This is a genomic window from Yersinia sp. FDAARGOS_228 (assembly GCF_002073315.2).
Classification (GTDB): domain Bacteria; phylum Pseudomonadota; class Gammaproteobacteria; order Enterobacterales; family Enterobacteriaceae; genus Yersinia; species Yersinia intermedia.
The window spans coordinates 3781095-3798431 of the sequence record NZ_CP020409.2; the positions used below are offsets into that span (position 1 = coordinate 3781095).

The window sequence follows — 17337 nt, forward strand, 5'->3', positions numbered from 1 at the left end:
AGGCAGCCAACAACGCTGCAACTTCAAGGACAAAGGGCAATCAGGCTTTCGCCTTCGGCATCTGCGAAACCAATGACAGATTCACGTCCATGCCTTCAACCTGGAAGTGCGGTACGGCATACAGCTTCACGCGGAAGAAACCTGGGTTGTCTTCGATATCTTCTACCGTGACTTTCGCATCACGCAGTGGATGGGAAGCCTGCAAATCGTCGCCCGGATCAGTCATTTCCGTCACCAGCGTGCGGATCCAGTTATTCAGCTCCAACTCCAACAGACGGCGGTCTTTGGTAGTACCGATGTTCTCGCGCTGGATCAACTTCAGATAATGCGCAATGCGTGACAACAGGAAGATATACGGCAGACGGGCATTAATACGGCTGTTGGCAGTCGCGTCAGCAGTGTCATACAGCGCGGGCTTCTGCGTAGAGTTGGCCGAGAAGAAGCAGGAGTAATCACGGTTTTTGTAGTACGACAGTGGAATAAAGCCCAGATTAGCAAACTCAAATTCGCGCGTTTCCGGGATCATCACTTCTGACGGGATTTTGACCTGATTACCGGTACCTAGATCGTACAAGTGGATAGGCAGGTTAGTCACCGCGCCACCGGCCTGCGGGCCACGGATCTGCACACACCAGCCGTTTTTGATGAAGCTTTTCACCATATTGGCGGCAAAAGCAAACGAGGCATTGGTCCACAGATAACGGTCGTGGTCCGGCCCTTTCACCTGCTCTACGTAGTTAAAGCTGCGTACTGGCACCGTGTCCGGGCCGTAAGGCAAGCGCCCCAACACGCGCGGCATGGTCAAGCCGATATAACGTGAATCATCGGAGTCGCGGAAAGCTTTCCACTTGATGTATTCGGCACGGTCAAAGTAGTTACCGATATCTTTGATAGCCGCCACGTCTTCCATGTTCTCTTTACCAAAGAACTCTGGGCCAACTGAGCCGATAAACGGCATATGGGCCGCTGCGGCCACCTTGGAGATATTGCGCAATAAGGCGATATCTTGCGGGCTACGGTCAAACTCGTAGTTGGAGATAGCGGCTGCAATCGGCTCGCCACCGGGGGTGTCGTATTCCTGAATGTAAGTCTGGGTGTAGAGACCGCTTTGCACGATTTCAGGGGCGTCTTCAAAATCCTGCACCAGATGATCTTTACTGATGTCCAGCAGTTCGATACGCACGTTTTGACGGAAATCGGTTTGATCGATAAGGGATTTTACGCCGCGCCAGGTCGATTCCACCCGTTGGAAATCAGGGTGATGCATCACCGCATCCAATTGGCGACTGATTTGATCATCCAGCGCCGCAATGTGGCCATCCAGCAGGGTTTTATCCAGCTTTTCCACTTTTTTCGACGATCGCTTCAGCAGGTCTAAAAAGACACTGACGGCGGCGGTGACACGCTCATCAGTGGTCGCTTCCGCCATGGTATCGTTATTCTGGAAAGCATCCAGACCCGTCAATGAGGAGACTGGGCTCAGATTGATTTTTTCAAACAAAGAGGCATAAACGCCTTGAACTACGGGGTTATTCTTTTCTAATACGGTCGTCGCAGTACCCTGCGCACTGTTTTCCTGTACAGACATCAGCATGTTCCTTTTCTTCTTTCTACAAGCAGCCAATCTGGCGATTAACAGTCTTTGGGGGCCAATGCCGCCAGTTCAGCACGCAGCTCATCGCTCAGTGCCTCGTCTTTGAGGATGTTTTCCAGCTCACGGCGGAAAGTGGCGTTGTCCAGCAGATTGGATTTGAGGTCACGCAGCAGATTGCGCATTGCCAGCAAGGCACGCAGTTGTGGAATTTGGCGAGCCACGCTTTCCGGTTCGAAATCTTTCATGTCGTTGAAGGTCAGGGATACTGCGGTATCGGATTCATCCCCGGCCAGGGTATCAGGCACCGTTAATTTCAGGCTCGGTTGGAGCTCGGCCAACACACTGTTGAAATTGTTTTTGTTAATATTGAGTTTCTCACGCTCAGACAGTGGGCGCTGTTCCTGGCCGTTGCTGTAATCGCCCATCACCAGAAGTTTTAAAGGTAACTCGACTTTCTTCTGGGCACCGCCGGTATGGAGGTCTAATTTAATATTAATACGCGCTTTGGGTATCTCATTTTGGAAGCTTGACGAGGCCATTGACTTTCCTTGTTAGAGGACGAGAATTTAGGAAATCCATTCCTGAAAAGCTGCGTAAAATAATCTACATTACCTGACACAATAGCTATCACTCACCAATGATTCGGGTGCAATGAAATAAGAAAACAATTGTTCGTAGATAACCTTCGCATTCGCAGGATGGTATAATACGGTATCTGACAGGTATTTTTCACACACATAAACGCATCTATTAAATACCCAGTGGCGGCAGTGTAAAAACATTAGCCAGGCAACACCAATGGGTTAAATGTTACAAAGTGTAACTAGTTTTGTTTCAGAAAAAATGCAACATCGCATTGAAGAATAAGAACTTTCTTGCATGCCAGAAAAAAAACCTTGTGCCTTAGCATGTTAAAAATCATCATTAAAGTTAAACTAAGAATTAGCGAAATACACTGTAGGCCAGGTCCTACAATTAATTTATTTAAGAGTGTGATCTGGATCAAAAGTATTTTATAACAAGAAAGGATCGAGAGAGAGCCAACTATTACTGCCATGAATCAGTTAACCGTTAATAACGTAATAATGGCTTATCGATATATAATATCATTGTACATTGCTATTACAGTCAATCCACCAAGAGAGGTGAGCGGTAAATTTATGTAGATGAACCCATTCACGTTGAGAAACGGACTCTCCAATATTTAATGAATGCAGGCAGAATATTATGTTTGAATATAGCCCTGTCTGCGCAGAACTTACTGTTCCCAGTGTCAGCACCCGTAAAAATACGGTCATAAAATGAGTCTGTGAAATCGATTATGTGGATCAATAAATCGGACGGGGTTTAGAAAAAATGACGAATGTCAGGATCAAGTATCATGCTAATGAACATAGCATTTTGTTGGGGGAACAGGCGCTCGAATATCAGGCCAGCCATTAAGTTTGCCGAGAATAATAAGCTTCGGCAAACTATCTCTAGGGTTGCCAATAGTCGATTCTGCTAATCGATAGTGTGATGAAGCAAAAGACTCACATCATCAAATAAGGGTCCTGCTGACAAAAGTCGGCCAGATGATCAATCAGCGCCCGGACTCTGGCCGGAACGTACCGTTGCTGCGACCATACCGCATAAATTTCCCGAGGGGCCCCCTGCCACTCAGGTAATACCCTGACCAGTTCGCCGCGCTGAAGTGGGTTATGGCACAAACTCAATGGACAAAACAGGATCCCTAATCCGGCCAGCGCCGCCTGTAGCGCCAGATGAATACCGTTAACACAGAATTTCCCTTGGGGTTGCCAACGTATGGTTTCCCCATTCTGACTGTGTTGTATCACCCAGGTTGATAGTGGCGCACTGATCACTAAGTCACGTAGCCTCAGCGCATCCATAGATTCAGGAACACCGTTTTTCGCCAGATAATCAGGCGAGGCAACGAGCAGTATTTCCTTGCTGTGTCCCAGCTTTTTCATATTGAGTAATGAATCCGGCTGAGCCCCCACGCGGATCGCCACATCAGCGCCGCTACCAATCAGATCCTGGGTGTAATTGTTCAGTTCTAGCTCAAGCCTAACTTCGGGGTATCGTGTCAAAAACGACACCCACGCGGGAGCCAGATTATCATTGGCTAAATCCGCCGGAGCCAGTATTCGGATCAGGCCACTGATCTGATTCAATGTAACGTCAAGCTTCGCCGTTGCTTGCTGTAAAGAATGTACTAGCGGGCGACACTGTTCGTAATATTGCCAACCTTCACTCGTCGGTGTCATGCGCCGGGCGCTGCGGTGCAGCAAGCGGCAACCTAAATGTTGCTCTAACTTCTGTAAACGTCGCGTCAACGTAGAAGCTGGAATCGAGGCTTTTTCCGCTGCCGCCCGCAAACTTCCCGTTTCTACAATACTTACAAATAGGGCTAATTCGTCCAACATAATTTCATATTCGGAATTTAAGATTGAATTTATCAATCTAGTTTCATTAATCAACCTTGTCTAGAATTTCTCACTGGTTGTCCTGAAGCTATTTATCTAAGGCCATGTATCTGATCGAGATTTAAATTTCGTCTGATTATAAACATCACGTTTATCTTAATAGGAAATACCCATATGCAAAGTTATCGTTTCAGCCAGTTTGGCAATCTTGAACACTTAGAACTTTATCAGGAAGATATGCCCGTACCTGAGGCCAGAGAAGTACTCATTCGGGTGCGCGCCACGTCGCTGAATTATCGTGATCTGGCCATTATGAATGGTGAATACACCTTACCTGCCAGCTCGGGGCATATTCCACTCTCCGATGCCGCCGGTGAAGTGATTCAAATTGGCAAGCGGGTCGAACGTTTTAAGGTCGGCGATCGGGTGGTGAATACCTTTATGCCACGCTGGGTTGGCGGTGCTTTTCAGGCTTCAGCACGCGATGAACTTTATGGTAGTGATCGCGACGGCTGGCTGACTGAATATAAAGTGGTTAGTGAGGAATCACTATTATCATTACCCGACTACCTTAACTTCGAACAAGGCGCAACGCTTCCCTGTGCAGCAGTGACCGCGTGGGCAGCACTTAACGGCGATAGACCCGTTAAAGCCGGTGAGACGGTTTTAACTTTAGGCTCAGGTGGCGTTTCCTTGTTTGCTATCCAGCTAGCAAAAGCAATGGGTGCGAGGATTATCGCCACCACGTCGAGTGAAGCCAAAAGCGCGCAGTTGAAAACACTGGGTGCTGATGAAGTCATCAATTATGTTCAACACCCTGAATGGAGTGAGGAAGTTCTGCGCTTAACCTCTGGGCAAGGGGTTAATAGAGTGGTCGAGGTCGGTGGCCCTGGAACGCTGAATCAGTCCATTCGCTCCATTTGCATTGGTGGTGAACTGGCGCTGATCGGATTTATCGCTCGGGATGCGGTGGCAATAGATTTCTTCAGCCTGTTTAAAAGTGCCGCGCGTTTTCGGGTGATCAGTGTGGGCTCACGTGAAGATTTCGAACAAATGAACCGGGCGTTGGTGCAGCATAAAATCATACCCGTCATTGATAGCGTTTTTCCTTTTGCCGAAGCTAAACAGGCCTGGTTGCGTTTTGATTCACGCCAAAACGTGGGCAAAATAGTTATCAGTCATTAACGCTATCACCTTGGGTAGACTGAATCTGCGGGTAGATAATTTTCTATAATTCAATTAATTAGAATTAACTGCCGAGTATTATTTTCGCATAATAAAGATGTAAAAAAGTCACCACAAAGTGGCTTTTTTAGCTCTCGTTCTGCAAAAACGTTTCGCCTATCGGTTAAGTGGCTATTTGCCCGCAAATAGCCTGTTACGAAGAAAATCGATAAATACCCGAAATTTAGGCATAATATCGTGCATCAAGGGCCATACCATATTAATTGGCATAAATGATTTTATCTGAATAGATAGCTTCAATTGCTTGTTTATGAATATTCTTCTTTTTATCGGTGACAATAATATCAATATCATTGATGTCACTTATTTTCATTAACCCACTTTGGCCAAATTTACTGGTGTCACATAAAATAACTTTCTGCCTGCCCATCGCCAACATTTTCTTGGCAATACGCCCTTCATCCAGATTTTTTACCATCACGCCAAAATCACTGTCTATTCCGCCAACCCCAACAAAAGTGAAATCAGTATGAATATCGTTCATTTGCTCAATGGTCTGAATGCCTAAGTTAGCTTTATAGGTATAATTATATTCACCCCCTAATACATGCACGACAGCCATATTATTTTTACTTTTAATTTGATCAGCAATTAATGATGAGTTGGTAAAAACAGTAAACTTCACTAATGGCAAGAATGAAGCAAAAATAAGTGTGGTGGTACAAGAATCAATAAATAAAGTATCGTTTTCAGTCACCAGAGATGCAGCATATTGACCAATTAGTATTTTTTCCTGGCGATTTAAATCCATTCGTTGGGCAAAACTACCCTCTTGTATATTCTGAACTTTTATCGCACCGCCATGGACTTTAGTGACCTCACCGCTTTTTTCCAAATAGGAAAGATCCCGGCGGATGGTTTCAGACGTCACACCCAACTCCTCGGAAAGACCAATAACAGAAACCTCACCAAGACTATCCAGCTTTTCTAAAATAAACTGTTTACGTTTGATCTGATTCATAAGAATAGCTGCCCGAAGCTGTGCGATACATAGTGCCATTCTACGCAATAATTTTATGAAACAAAAGGCGATTCCATCACACCGGCCAGAGTTGATTAATGGCAAAAGCAACTCCATGTTGGTTATTATCCTGACTTACCCTATCCGCACAAGATTTGACATAATCACTGGCATTACCCATTGCCACACCCACAGCAGAAAACTGAAACATGCTGATATCATTCTCCTGATCGCCAATACTGACCACGGCTTGAGCACTGATATTTAAGTGTTGAGATAAATAATGTAATGCATCCCCCTTATTGATGCCATGTTTCATTATTTCATAATAATGGTTGCTGGTTTTACTGAGTGAGTATTGAAGATGAAACTGCTCATCTATTTTATTGGCGATATTATCAATAAAATCGGTTGAGCCAACCATAGAGATTTTAACAATATCATCTCTCTGAGCAATATAAGCCGGCTCAGTAAACACTATTTCCATAGCAAAAATATCAGATTCATAGCGAGTATAGTAGCTGATATTCGGTGAACAAATCATCATGTTAGTGCGAGTAAAAAAGTGATGTGGAAATTGATTTTCTGCCAGCATGGCAATGGCAGTTTGTACCTCTTTGCGGCTGAGTGGTGTAAAGCGAATATCTGCCCTCTCAACAGCGTCATATATCCATGCGCCATTAAATGAAATAAAGTAACGAATAAGATGTTCTAATTCAGTATTGTAAATGACGGCCGCAATAGCCTTAACCGGCCTGGCTGAACATAAAACAACCATGCAGTGCTGCTGAATAATACGTTTTATCGCGTTAATATTCTGAGCTGATATTTGGTTTTCCTTATCGAGTAAAGTGCCATCAAGATCAAGCGCTAATAACTTATACATACGTTGACTCCAATAAAAAAGGGAGAATAGATTATTGCTAATACACTCTCCCTCCTTGCTCACATCATACTATCAGTGGGTAATAAAGCGTGACACCACATCCTTTGCCGCATTGCAGACAACATTATCAATGGCAGTGCCCACCACCAGAATATTTACACCGGTATCTTTAAATGCTTTGGCATTTTCCAGATTGATCCCCCCTTCTGCTAATGTTGGTACCGAAACCGCACCAACTAACGCCAGAAGCCGCTGTTTGATAGCATCAGGAATATCACCCGCGCTGACACCCTCGTAGCTCATGCCAGTCATTAAACCAATCATATCAACACCCAGCATTTCCATCGTTTTAGCCACTTGTGCAACATCAGCGGGGGTTTCAGCCGCAATGCCGAAGGTATGTAAATCACTTGGGTGGCCAATATAAGCATCTACCGTCAAACCATATTTATGGGCTAAATCCACCAGTTCCTTTAAATCTTCAAAACTGGACTTATGGGTATGTAAACCATCAGCACCTGATTGAGCTATCAATAAAATATCTTGTTCCGTCACGGGTGTAGGTACAGTTTCAGTAAAGCCTCCGGCGATCCCGACGGTAATAAAAATATCGTCAGCCACCACATTACGCACCCCCCGCACAGCTTGTGCCATTTGGTCGATGGTTATCTCATGACGAATACGCTCCGCAGCATGCATATTCGTCACACCATTATGGCCGCGAGCCAACGCCAACGCTGGGTGATTAGGTTCCAATAATTTAACACCTGAATCGCATACTGCTTTCGCTAAGCGAGCATCATCTCCGGTTATTCCAGTACTGAGAATAGTTTGACCGCCATGTAACGAAATTGCATTTCGTACTTTATCCATAGCGACGGAACGTTTCTTACTCATATCAGCGTTGAACATATTTACCTCTACTTGATTTATATAAAACGGCTTTTTTAATTGTTAACTCTTAGCCCGATATCCCTGGTGTTGGTGATTCGGGTACTGCTTTTTTAATTGCTACAAACTTGTTGGCTAATAGGGTGATTACACAGGTCAACACCAGTGTTACCGCCATGACTATCGCCATATAAAAAGCGTTATTCGACAAGAATGGAGAGGCGAATGCAGGTACATATGCCACGCCTTTAATATTTAATAATCCCAGCAACATGCCGCCAACGCCGGCGGAGAATATTGCACCAGCAAAGACGACTTTATTAGAAAACATGAACGGGTAAGCAGATTCGACGAACGTCCCAAAGCCGAGGTTAATTAACAACCCTGGGGCGGCTACCGCAGCTTCACTTTTTTCTCGCGGAGCAATCACGTTAGCCAGATTAATACCGGCTGCCACCATCACCAGCCCGACCATATCGACCGCACCGAGGAAGCTGACACCGGATTTTTCCATTTCCAGTAATACCAGTGGCAATATAACTGCGTGATAGACCCCACCCAGTATGGCTGGCCAAATAACCAGACCGGCCAGTAATCCTGCTAAAATCGGGCTAAAGGCCAGAGTGGCTTCAATGGCTAATTTAATATAGTCACCTGCGGCTAATGCCAATGGGCTAAGCAGGTAGTACATCACCAAACCGGAGAATAAACCGGACAAACCGCCCGCCACAATATTGATGGTGGTCATTGGGAATTGCCATCTCAGGCAAAGCCCAAACAAATAACGCACCATAATACCGGCACCGATCCCACCCAAAATACCGCCAATTAAGCCACCTTCTACCGATAGCACCCCGGCAACAACCCCCGCCACAATTGACACTTCATCTAGCTCAGAAACCTGTTTAGCCGCAATAACCGCGACAATAACCGGCAACCCCTTCAATAGCAGTTCAAAAATGGCATTCAGTGATTGCAACCCTGGGATATGGCTTAGCGCCAGCACAATGGCCATGGCGATAAAACCAGGCAACGCCGGGATCATGATGCTACGGATATTGATTCTTTTTAGCAGGCTCTTGTCACTGCCTGGCATGTTGGCCTCGCTACTGCCCAGCACTGGGGTATATTTTATTTGCCAGTGTTTACATAGCGAGGCGGTAAAAGAGATGGCCCGTGTGCGGCTATTGGTGCCAGTGGTGCCAGAAGTGGCAATCACATTGGCACCTTTGGAAGTGATAATCGCCATCGAGGTACCGCCAGTGCCTACAATGGGGATTTTCTTTTCTATCGCCGCCAAGATAGCGTCTTTATTACTGCGTTCGGGGTCTGCACTCATGATAATGATGCCATCAATATCACCAGCTCGGATTTGTGCCGCAATGGCCGCATCCGATGATTTTACCGCGTCATTCACCTCAGAGAGTTTCCCCTGGAAGCTAATCCGTGGTTTATCCCCTTCCTCCGCGGTTATTGAATAAACAGCAGCGGCGGTGGTCGGCTTTGCCACATCCATCGATTCTTCCGCAGCAATAAATTGCACCGCACTGACACCTAACCCAGCGGAGTGGAGTTGGGTATAGATTTCTTGTAGAAGTCTTTCGGGGTAGGCACCACCGAGATTGAACAGATTTCCCCCGCTGCTTCCGAGTATTGCTACATTTTTCATGTCGGGCCTCAAAAGATAAGAAATGTTAGAAAGTGTTATTATGTTTTTAACTGCAATTCACCATCACAGAAATAACAATTCAAAGCAACATTAAACAACATAAAACCATCCATTAATTCCACTAACATGATAGTGATTAATGCTGGTAATTTAATTAAATAATCATAAAGTTAAACTAATATTCCTTTAAACTAAGATACTGAGTGATTAAATTTTGCAAATTGGCATTTTGTTGTTTTTGTTTGTTTTGTTGTTTTCGTGATGAAGTTCAAACTATTGCCATTGGCTATTTCTGGCGAGAAAAGAAACGTGGGGAAAACGATGAATGCGGATCGGATCTTCTCCGCACCGGATTATGCCAAGGGAGCGCTGAATATCGAGATGGGTCTGCGTTTTACCGATGAAACCCACGCGATTCAAGCCGCCATCGCCGGGCAAGGTGTGGCCATTGTCAGCAGTTTGCTGGCGAAAGATTTTATCGATAAACAGATCTTTACCGCCCCGTTTAACATGGCACTACCGGGTGGGAAATATTTCTTCGTCACCACGCAGGAAAAAGCGCAACAGGAAGATGTGCGAGAGTTAAAATTGTCGATCGAGGAGAGTATCGCGGGTTGCTAAATAGCGCTATGCCATCACGGTTTTAGGCAAGCGTGATCAGTCGGCCTGTTCCTGCTCATGTAAGCATGCAGGAACAGGCCGCAAGAATAATCGCGGTTACGCGTTTATCGCTTTCTTTGAATCCAGAGCGCTGTGAATAGCGGCTTCTAATTCATTGACTTCAAATTTTGCCACATAAGCATCTGCCCCTACCTTGCGGACATGGTCTTCATTGGCACTACCCGATAATGACGAATGGATTATCACCGGAATATTTTTCAAAAACTCATCGCGTTTTATATTCAGCGTCAAGGTAAAACCGTCCATTTCCGGCATTTCTAAATCGGTTAAGACAAAGGCGATTTTATCCGAGATAGGTACCCCTTCGGCTCGCGCCTCATCGGCCATTTTCTTGATCTTATTCCACGCTTCCAGACCAGTGATATGCATCACGGCAGGGATATTCATCATATTCAGGCCCTGTTCAAGCATCGAACGTGCCACCTTAGAATCCTCAGCCACAATCGCGACTGAACCTGGCTTAAGTTGAAATGCCTTGGTTTTCTCAGTATCGATTTGAACATTGCGATTCGCGGGAATAATGTCATATAAAATCTGTTCAACATCCAGTACCAGCGCCAGTCGGTTGCTCGCAGAGTCGTTATCCAAACGCGCGATACTGGTAATATTGCGGCTTTTAACACCTGCGTCGGCGGCCAGTACCTGGCTCCATTCAAGGCGCACGATATCGTCAACGGACTCCACGGCGAAAGCCTGTGTACTCCGCGCGTACTCAGTCACCAGCAGGATATTTAATCCGGTTTTTGGCACGCAACCGACGATAGACGGGAGATCAATCACTGGGATGATTTCTCCGCGAATATTCGCGATACCCATCATTGGCGATGCCATACCCGCTGCTTTGGTCAACGTAGGCATAGGTACAATTTCACGCAATTTGAACACGTTGATGCCGAATAATTCGGATTTCTCTTCTTCTTCTTGAGATACCCCCAGTCGGAACAGCAAAAGTTCAAATCGGTTTGATGAGGTGAGATTTGTTCTCTCTTCAATCTCTTTTTGAAAATTATCCATACTTTCCCCAATGCAAATAATTGTTGATGTGCAGTAACAAGGCGATATCAGCCATTCGGAAAATAAGGAATAACATTCTGCTCAGCGGCAACTAATGCTTCACCCTTTCATTCGGGAACAGGAAAGTACAGTACGCACGGTGCCCTCTCGTCCCACGCCTGTCCATTGCCTTTTCTCATTCTCACCATGGTGGAACTTATAGTGTTATCGGCACGCGGGAGAAAATGCTTAATAATTCGACTTAAGATAAAAGTGCGTTACCGAGCGCTGCCTGGCATCGCTATTGCACATCATTTACCGGCCACCTGCGGCCACTAAAAAACGATAATAGTCGCCGTGCCTTGGCCCGCAAACGGGCGCAGATGAACCTTAGTGGTCAGGCTGTGGGCCGATAACGCCATAGCCAGCGGCCAGAGGACATTCGCCGATAAAACAGCACGCCGCGCACTATCCAGTCGAGGAACATGCCCATCCACACGCCAATAACGCCAAATCCCAGCGTCACCCCCAAAATGTAACCGGCGATAATCCGGCAACCCCACATCCCGGCCAGTGCCACCCACATGGTGTAACTGGCATCCTTCGCCCCTTTTAGGCCGGACGGTAACACCCAAGAGGCGGCCCAAATCGGCATAAATAGTGCATTTATCCAGATGAGATGCTTAACAACAGTAATGACGCCCGGCTCGTTGGTATACAACGAAGCCAGAAAACCTGCGCTGGGGATCGATAACAGCGCGATAAAACACACTCCAACCGTCGATAACCAGAAGATATGCTTGAGTTGGCGGATCGGTTGTAAAATCTGCCCTTTCCCTAACCGCGTACCAATAATAATCGTCGAGGTATAGCCCAATGCATTGCCCGGCAAGTTAATCAGCCCGACAATTGAAAATGCGATGAAATTACCGGCGATCACTTCAGTCCCCATCCCCGCCACAAAACGCTGAGTAATCAGTTTGCCAATGCTAAACATCACTGACTCAACACTCGCGGGAATACCAATACTCAAAACCTCAAACATAATCGCCGAGGTAAACGGCATAAAATACGCTTTGAACGGGATGCGCAGGGTGTGATTGGCACCAAAAATCAGCATTAGCACCACCACCAGCGCGCCAATATAGCGAGAAAGCGTGATACCGATACCGGCACCAATAAAGCCTAAGCCCTGCCAGCTAAATAGGCCGTAAATCAATACACTGCTGATAGCAATATTGAGAATGTTCATCATAATATTGATGAACATCGGTAATCGGGTATTACCGGCTCCGCGCAGTGCACCACAACCCACCAAGGTGATGGCCATTGCGGGATAATTCCAGACGGTCAAGTGCAGATAGGTTAGCGCCATCGCCTTAACGGAGGGATCGGCTTGACTGGCCATCAGATTAATAATCGTCTCACCGGTAAAATGCACCAGCAACACTAAAAATAATGAGATGAGCACCAGTAGAGAGATCGATTGACGTGCTGCCGTTTGTGCTTGTTTGCGTTTGCGCTGACCGAGGCTAAATGACACCACGACCGATGTTCCCAGCGCAACAGAGGCAAAAAAGGCCACAATCAACATATTGAAGCTATCCGCCAGCCCCACCGCCGCCATGGCCTCTTTACCTAACCAACTCACCAGCAGTGTGCTAAACACCCCCATCAGCAGCACACAAAGCCCTTCAATAAACAGTGGGATAGCCAGTGGCGTTATCTCACGCCAAAACAGCACCCGATAGGATTTTCGCTTTTTATACCACGCGTTTGCGTGAAAGATTTTCAACTTAACTGCCCCTGGAATCACGTCCATTTGCATACATCAGCGCTTTCCACCACTATGGTGAAACATCCCGATGCGCTGATTTACAATGGTGATTGCCCGCGTTAAATTTTAACGTTTTGTCCTCGGTAAAAAACCCTTGCAGATCTCATAATAGAACATGCGATAAATTTTAGTGAAACATCATTTCACCAAAGTGGTGATGAAATACTTATGCAATGAAACATACATAAATATGCAAAATGTCTTTGACTAGAATAGGGGTTTTGCGATATCAATGTAGGCATTGAAACCTTTGCCAGACAGACCTAATTCATACAGGATTTAATTGATGACAACTATTCTCAAACACCTCCCTATTAATCAGCGTGTTGGTATTGCTTTTTCTGGTGGCCTGGACACCAGTGCAGCACTGTTGTGGATGCAGAAAAAAGGCGCAATTCCTTATGCATATACCGCCAATTTGGGGCAGCCTGACGAAGAGGATTACGATGCAATTCCGCGTAAAGCAATGGAGTATGGTGCAGAGAAAGCCCGTCTGATTGATTGCCGGAAACAACTGGTTGCTGAGGGTATCGCAGCCATTCAATGTGGTGCATTCCATAACACCACCGCTGGTGTGACCTACTTTAATACCACGCCGCTGGGCCGGGCTGTCACCGGTACCATGCTGGTTGCCGCCATGAAAGAAGATGGTGTCAATATCTGGGGTGATGGCAGTACCTATAAAGGTAACGATATCGAGCGTTTCTATCGTTACGGTCTGTTGACCAATGCTGAGTTGAAAATTTACAAACCGTGGCTGGATACTGATTTCATTGATGAATTGGGCGGTCGTCATGAAATGTCTGAGTTTATGATTCAGTCTGGTTTCGACTATAAAATGTCGACTGAGAAAGCCTATTCCACTGACTCCAATATGCTTGGTGCCACTCACGAAGCCAAAGACCTCGAATTCCTTAATTCCAGCGTCAAAATCGTTAACCCGATTATGGGCGTGAAGTTCTGGGATGAAAACGTAGTAGTGAAAGCGGAAGAAGTCTCTATCCGTTTTGAACGTGGGTATCCGGTTGCTCTAAATGGCGTGGTGTTTGACGACAGTGTTGAGCTGATGATGGAAGCCAACCGTATTGGTGGCCGTCACGGTTTGGGGATGAGCGACCAGATTGAGAACCGTATTATCGAAGCCAAGAGCCGTGGCATTTATGAAGCCCCAGGGATGGCGTTGCTGCATATCGCTTATGAGCGTCTGCTGACCGGTATTCATAACGAAGATACTATCGAGCAATATCATGCCAATGGCCGGGTGTTGGGTCGTCTGCTGTATCAGGGCCGTTGGTTTGATCCACAAGCATTGATGCTGCGCGATTCTGCGCAACGTTGGGTTGCGAGCGAAATTACCGGTGAAGTGACACTGGAACTGCGCCGTGGCAATGACTATTCGATTCTCAATACTGTATCTGACAATCTGACCTACAAACCAGAGCGCCTGACCATGGAGAAAGGGGATTCCGTATTCTCACCTGACGATCGTATCGGTCAGTTGACTATGCGTAACCTGGATATCACCGACACCCGTGAAAAGCTGTTTAACTATGTTGAAACCGGTTTATTATCCTCTTCAGCAACCACTGGTTTGCCACAAGTTGATAATAACAACTTAGGTGCACGCGGGATTCAGAACAAGAGTAAGTAATTATTCTCTTGAACTAAAATTGACAGTGAGTGGTAATCAGACAAAATATCGACACTAGATTGCGCTTGCGTTACGTTGCTAACAAAGCCCTGCTGGAAAGGCCGCTTACCTGACCAGCACAAAAAAACCGCCTACCTGGCGGTTTTTTTCTATTCCACGCACCTCAATCAGAGCCAGGAATAGTTAAAATATAATATATAATCAATGAGATAATTGGCGTTCTTTCAGCTCGGTCGGATCATGTTTATAGTGAAAAGCGAAGACAAAAACAATCGCCAGCACGACAGTATACGCAGCAAAGGATAACCAAATACTATTCCAATCTTTTACGCCATCGACTGTAAAGTAATCAACCACATGCCCGCTGCTTATCGCGCCAACATACGCCCCGACGCCGTTTACCATCGTCATAAACAAGCCTTGTGCACTACCTCTGATATTGTGATCGACTTCTTTTTCGACATAAATCGCCCCTGAAATATTAAAGAAATCAAAGGCGCAACCATAGACCACCATGGATAATAGCAATAAAACAATGCCGCTGGCGGACGGGTCACCATAGGCAAACAAGGTGAAACGCAGAGTCCAGGCAATCATACTGATCATCATCACACGCTTAATACCAAAGCGAGATAAGAAGAAGGGAATGGTCAGAATGAAAAAGACTTCGGCAATTTGCGCCATCGATAACAAGAGCGACGGGTACTGCACCACGAGGCTATCCTGATAAAGTGGATTCTTGGCAAAATCGTGCAGGAATGGGCTGCTAAACGTATGGCTAATCTGTAATGAAGCACCCAGTAACATGGCGAATAAGAAGAAAATAGCCATCTTCTTTTGTTTAAACAAAACAAAAGCATCAAGCCCTAAAAGGTTAACCCATGAGCGATCTTTCTTAGCATTAGAGGTGGGGCAACTGGGTAATGAAAGTGCATACATAGCCAATACCAGCGCCGCACCTGAAGCAATATAGAGTTGAATATTGCTCAATTCAAAACCGGATAAACTGATAGCCCACATGGCAAAAATAAACCCCACCGTGCCAAAAACGCGTACCGGAGGGAAATCTTTAATCGTATCCAGCCCGGCCTTTTCCAGACAGATATAAGAAATCGTATTCGCTAATGCAATTGTCGGCATATAAACCATCGCATTAAACAGCATCACTAAGAACATAACAGTAGGGTCGGAAACATTGGCCGCAATTAACAGCGCAACAGCACCCAATAGGTGGCAACAGGCATAGAGAATATTGGCTTTAATCCAGCGGTCAGCAATGATACCGATAATACTTGGCATTAAAATACAGGCAATTCCCTTCGCACCATAGACTAGCCCCACCTGCGCACCGGTAAAATGGAGGGTATTCATCATATAGGCACCCAAGGTCACCAGCCAGGCACCCCAGATAAAGAACTGGAGGAAGAACATAACTTTAAGCCGTTTTTTTATTATCATTTTTATTCTCCGTGATACAAAGGTGTCGAGGGAATATTATTTGCTTATTGAGTCTGTAGGGTACTTCCCTCTTCAGCGGTATCCCCTACTGCCCGCGAGCCGCAATGACGCCAGTAGGGGACTGACCAAAAGGTTAATAGTTTATTTATCGAGCGGCTGAGGCTTTGCTTTTCAAGAAAGCTTCAATCAGTTTGGTGAAATTAACCGAGGCCAATTTGGCGCATTTTAAGGTTTGTTCGTGAGACAGAACCACATCAGACAAGCCTTCTGCCAGATTGGTAATTGCGGTTAACGCAATCACTTTTAAGCCGCAATGGGCCGCAGACAGAACCTCTGGCACCACCGACATCCCCACCACATCACCCCCTATGATTTGCATCATGCGGATTTCGGCTGGCGTTTCAAAGCAAGGACCAGGATAGGAGACAAACACCCCTTCGGTCAGAGGGACATCAAGCTGTTGGGCAATCTTAGCCATATCGGCGCGCAAGCCTTTATCATAGGCATTCGCCAGGCTAAAGAAACGTGGACCAAAGCGATCATCATTAGGACCAACCAGCGGTGTTCCCGGCATGGTATTAATGTGATCTTTAAGCATCACCACCGAACCCGGTAAGACTTCTGGCCGTAGCGAACCAGCGGCGTTAGTACAGAATAAAAACTCGCATCCCATCAGTTTAAATGTGCGTACCGGATTGGTCATGATGCTCATGCCTTGCCCTTCATAGAAGTGGCCACGGCCTTTCATACACATCACAGGGACACCAAACAGATCACCAAGAACCAGCTCCCCCGCATGCCCATGCACTGAACTGACCGGGAAACCGGGAATATCGGCGTAACTGAGGGTGGTTTCATTGGTAATTTGTGCCACCAAATCGCCCAAGCCTGAGCCTAAAATAAACGCCGCCTGAGGCTTAAATCCGGGCTTTATTTTCTGAATATACGCGGCAGCCTGAAAGGGTAATTCACTGAAACCAGCATTACTGTTTGAATTTACTGTCGTCATAATAAAACCCCTTAATTATTTTTTATTTATCAA

Annotated in this window: 14 protein-coding genes; 3 read left to right on the forward strand and 11 right to left on the reverse strand. The window is 46.0% G+C overall.

The genetic code is table 11. The features are described from left to right. Positions 1-40: 40 nt before the first annotated feature. From tssC to A6J67_RS17545, 3 genes are all read right to left on the reverse strand, one after another. Positions 41-1594 carry a type VI secretion system contractile sheath large subunit gene (gene tssC, locus A6J67_RS17530; RefSeq protein WP_005185420.1) on the reverse strand — a complete coding sequence of 518 codons (1554 nt, stop codon included), beginning with the start codon at positions 1592-1594 and terminating at the stop codon, positions 41-43. A gap of 38 nt (positions 1595-1632) precedes the next feature. After that, positions 1633-2133, reverse strand: a complete 501-nt coding sequence (gene tssB / locus A6J67_RS17535) for a type VI secretion system contractile sheath small subunit (RefSeq protein ID WP_005185419.1) — start codon at positions 2131-2133, stop codon at positions 1633-1635. A gap of 993 nt (positions 2134-3126) precedes the next feature. Next, positions 3127-4023, reverse strand: a complete 897-nt coding sequence (locus A6J67_RS17545) for a LysR family transcriptional regulator (RefSeq protein ID WP_005185417.1) — start codon at positions 4021-4023, stop codon at positions 3127-3129. A 174-nt stretch (positions 4024-4197) separates the two neighbouring features. Here A6J67_RS17545 and A6J67_RS17550 point away from each other — a divergent pair, with 174 nt between their 5' ends. Next, positions 4198-5208 (forward strand): zinc-dependent alcohol dehydrogenase family protein, encoded by a 1011-nt coding sequence (locus A6J67_RS17550; protein ID WP_050297511.1) that lies wholly within the window; start codon positions 4198-4200, stop codon positions 5206-5208. Between the two features lie 259 nt (positions 5209-5467). On the opposite strand, the gene A6J67_RS17555 is transcribed toward A6J67_RS17550, so the two are convergent. The 4 genes from A6J67_RS17555 to A6J67_RS17570 form a co-directional block, all read right to left on the reverse strand. Then, positions 5468-6229: a DeoR/GlpR family DNA-binding transcription regulator gene (locus A6J67_RS17555; RefSeq protein WP_050297562.1), complete on the reverse strand. Its 762-nt coding sequence runs from the start codon at positions 6227-6229 to the stop codon at positions 5468-5470. A gap of 76 nt (positions 6230-6305) precedes the next feature. Next, positions 6306-7115: a Cof-type HAD-IIB family hydrolase gene (locus tag A6J67_RS17560; RefSeq protein WP_042569511.1), complete on the reverse strand. Its 810-nt coding sequence runs from the start codon at positions 7113-7115 to the stop codon at positions 6306-6308. Positions 7116-7187: 72 nt separating this feature from the next. Next, positions 7188-8027 (reverse strand): hypothetical protein, encoded by an 840-nt coding sequence (locus A6J67_RS17565; protein ID WP_005185409.1) that lies wholly within the window; start codon positions 8025-8027, stop codon positions 7188-7190. A 49-nt stretch (positions 8028-8076) separates the two neighbouring features. Beyond that, positions 8077-9675, reverse strand: coding sequence for a PTS sugar transporter (locus tag A6J67_RS17570; RefSeq protein WP_005185406.1), 1599 nt, complete (start codon positions 9673-9675; stop codon positions 8077-8079). A 261-nt stretch (positions 9676-9936) separates the two neighbouring features. On the opposite strand from A6J67_RS17570, the gene A6J67_RS17575 reads away from it, so the two are divergent. Then, positions 9937-10296 (forward strand): hypothetical protein, encoded by a 360-nt coding sequence (locus tag A6J67_RS17575; protein WP_226967853.1) that lies wholly within the window; start codon positions 9937-9939, stop codon positions 10294-10296. 96 nt (positions 10297-10392) lie between these two features. Here A6J67_RS17575 and A6J67_RS17580 read toward each other — a convergent pair whose 3' ends face one another. Next, positions 10393-11370 (reverse strand): chemotaxis protein, encoded by a 978-nt coding sequence (locus A6J67_RS17580; protein ID WP_005185399.1) that lies wholly within the window; start codon positions 11368-11370, stop codon positions 10393-10395. A gap of 376 nt (positions 11371-11746) precedes the next feature. After that, positions 11747-13144 (reverse strand): EmmdR/YeeO family multidrug/toxin efflux MATE transporter, encoded by a 1398-nt coding sequence (locus tag A6J67_RS17585; protein WP_042570132.1) that lies wholly within the window; start codon positions 13142-13144, stop codon positions 11747-11749. A gap of 328 nt (positions 13145-13472) precedes the next feature. Here A6J67_RS17585 and argG point away from each other — a divergent pair, with 328 nt between their 5' ends. Next, a complete protein-coding gene (gene argG / locus A6J67_RS17590; RefSeq protein WP_005185395.1) occupies positions 13473-14837 on the forward strand; it encodes an argininosuccinate synthase in 1365 nt (454 codons plus the stop codon). A gap of 201 nt (positions 14838-15038) precedes the next feature. Here argG and A6J67_RS17595 read toward each other — a convergent pair whose 3' ends face one another. Next, a complete protein-coding gene (locus A6J67_RS17595; RefSeq protein ID WP_005185393.1) occupies positions 15039-16295 on the reverse strand; it encodes a nucleoside permease in 1257 nt (418 codons plus the stop codon). 145 nt (positions 16296-16440) lie between these two features. Next, positions 16441-17304, reverse strand: coding sequence for a xanthosine phosphorylase (gene xapA / locus A6J67_RS17600; protein WP_050297513.1), 864 nt, complete (start codon positions 17302-17304; stop codon positions 16441-16443). Between the last annotated feature and the right edge of the window lie 33 nt (positions 17305-17337).

Bases quoted from the DNA above. Each gene is read 5' to 3' on its own strand.
- A6J67_RS17555 (WP_050297562.1), bottom strand. From the start codon at position 6,229: ATGAATCAGATCAAACGTAAACAGTTTATTTTAGAAAAGCTGGATAGT.
- A6J67_RS17545 (WP_005185417.1), bottom strand. From the start codon at position 4,023: ATGTTGGACGAATTAGCCCTATTTGTAAGTATTGTAGAAACGGGAAGT.
- A6J67_RS17550 (WP_050297511.1), top strand. From the start codon at position 4,198: ATGCAAAGTTATCGTTTCAGCCAGTTTGGCAATCTTGAACACTTAGAA.
- tssC (WP_005185420.1), bottom strand. From the start codon at position 1,594: ATGCTGATGTCTGTACAGGAAAACAGTGCGCAGGGTACTGCGACGACC.
- argG (WP_005185395.1), top strand. From the start codon at position 13,473: ATGACAACTATTCTCAAACACCTCCCTATTAATCAGCGTGTTGGTATT.
- tssB (WP_005185419.1), bottom strand. From the start codon at position 2,133: ATGGCCTCGTCAAGCTTCCAAAATGAGATACCCAAAGCGCGTATTAAT.
- A6J67_RS17560 (WP_042569511.1), bottom strand. From the start codon at position 7,115: ATGTATAAGTTATTAGCGCTTGATCTTGATGGCACTTTACTCGATAAG.
- A6J67_RS17570 (WP_005185406.1), bottom strand. From the start codon at position 9,675: ATGAAAAATGTAGCAATACTCGGAAGCAGCGGGGGAAATCTGTTCAAT.
- A6J67_RS17575 (WP_226967853.1), top strand. From the start codon at position 9,937: ATGAAGTTCAAACTATTGCCATTGGCTATTTCTGGCGAGAAAAGAAAC.
- xapA (WP_050297513.1), bottom strand. From the start codon at position 17,304: ATGACGACAGTAAATTCAAACAGTAATGCTGGTTTCAGTGAATTACCC.
- A6J67_RS17595 (WP_005185393.1), bottom strand. From the start codon at position 16,295: ATGATAATAAAAAAACGGCTTAAAGTTATGTTCTTCCTCCAGTTCTTT.
- A6J67_RS17565 (WP_005185409.1), bottom strand. From the start codon at position 8,027: ATGTTCAACGCTGATATGAGTAAGAAACGTTCCGTCGCTATGGATAAA.
- A6J67_RS17580 (WP_005185399.1), bottom strand. From the start codon at position 11,370: ATGGATAATTTTCAAAAAGAGATTGAAGAGAGAACAAATCTCACCTCA.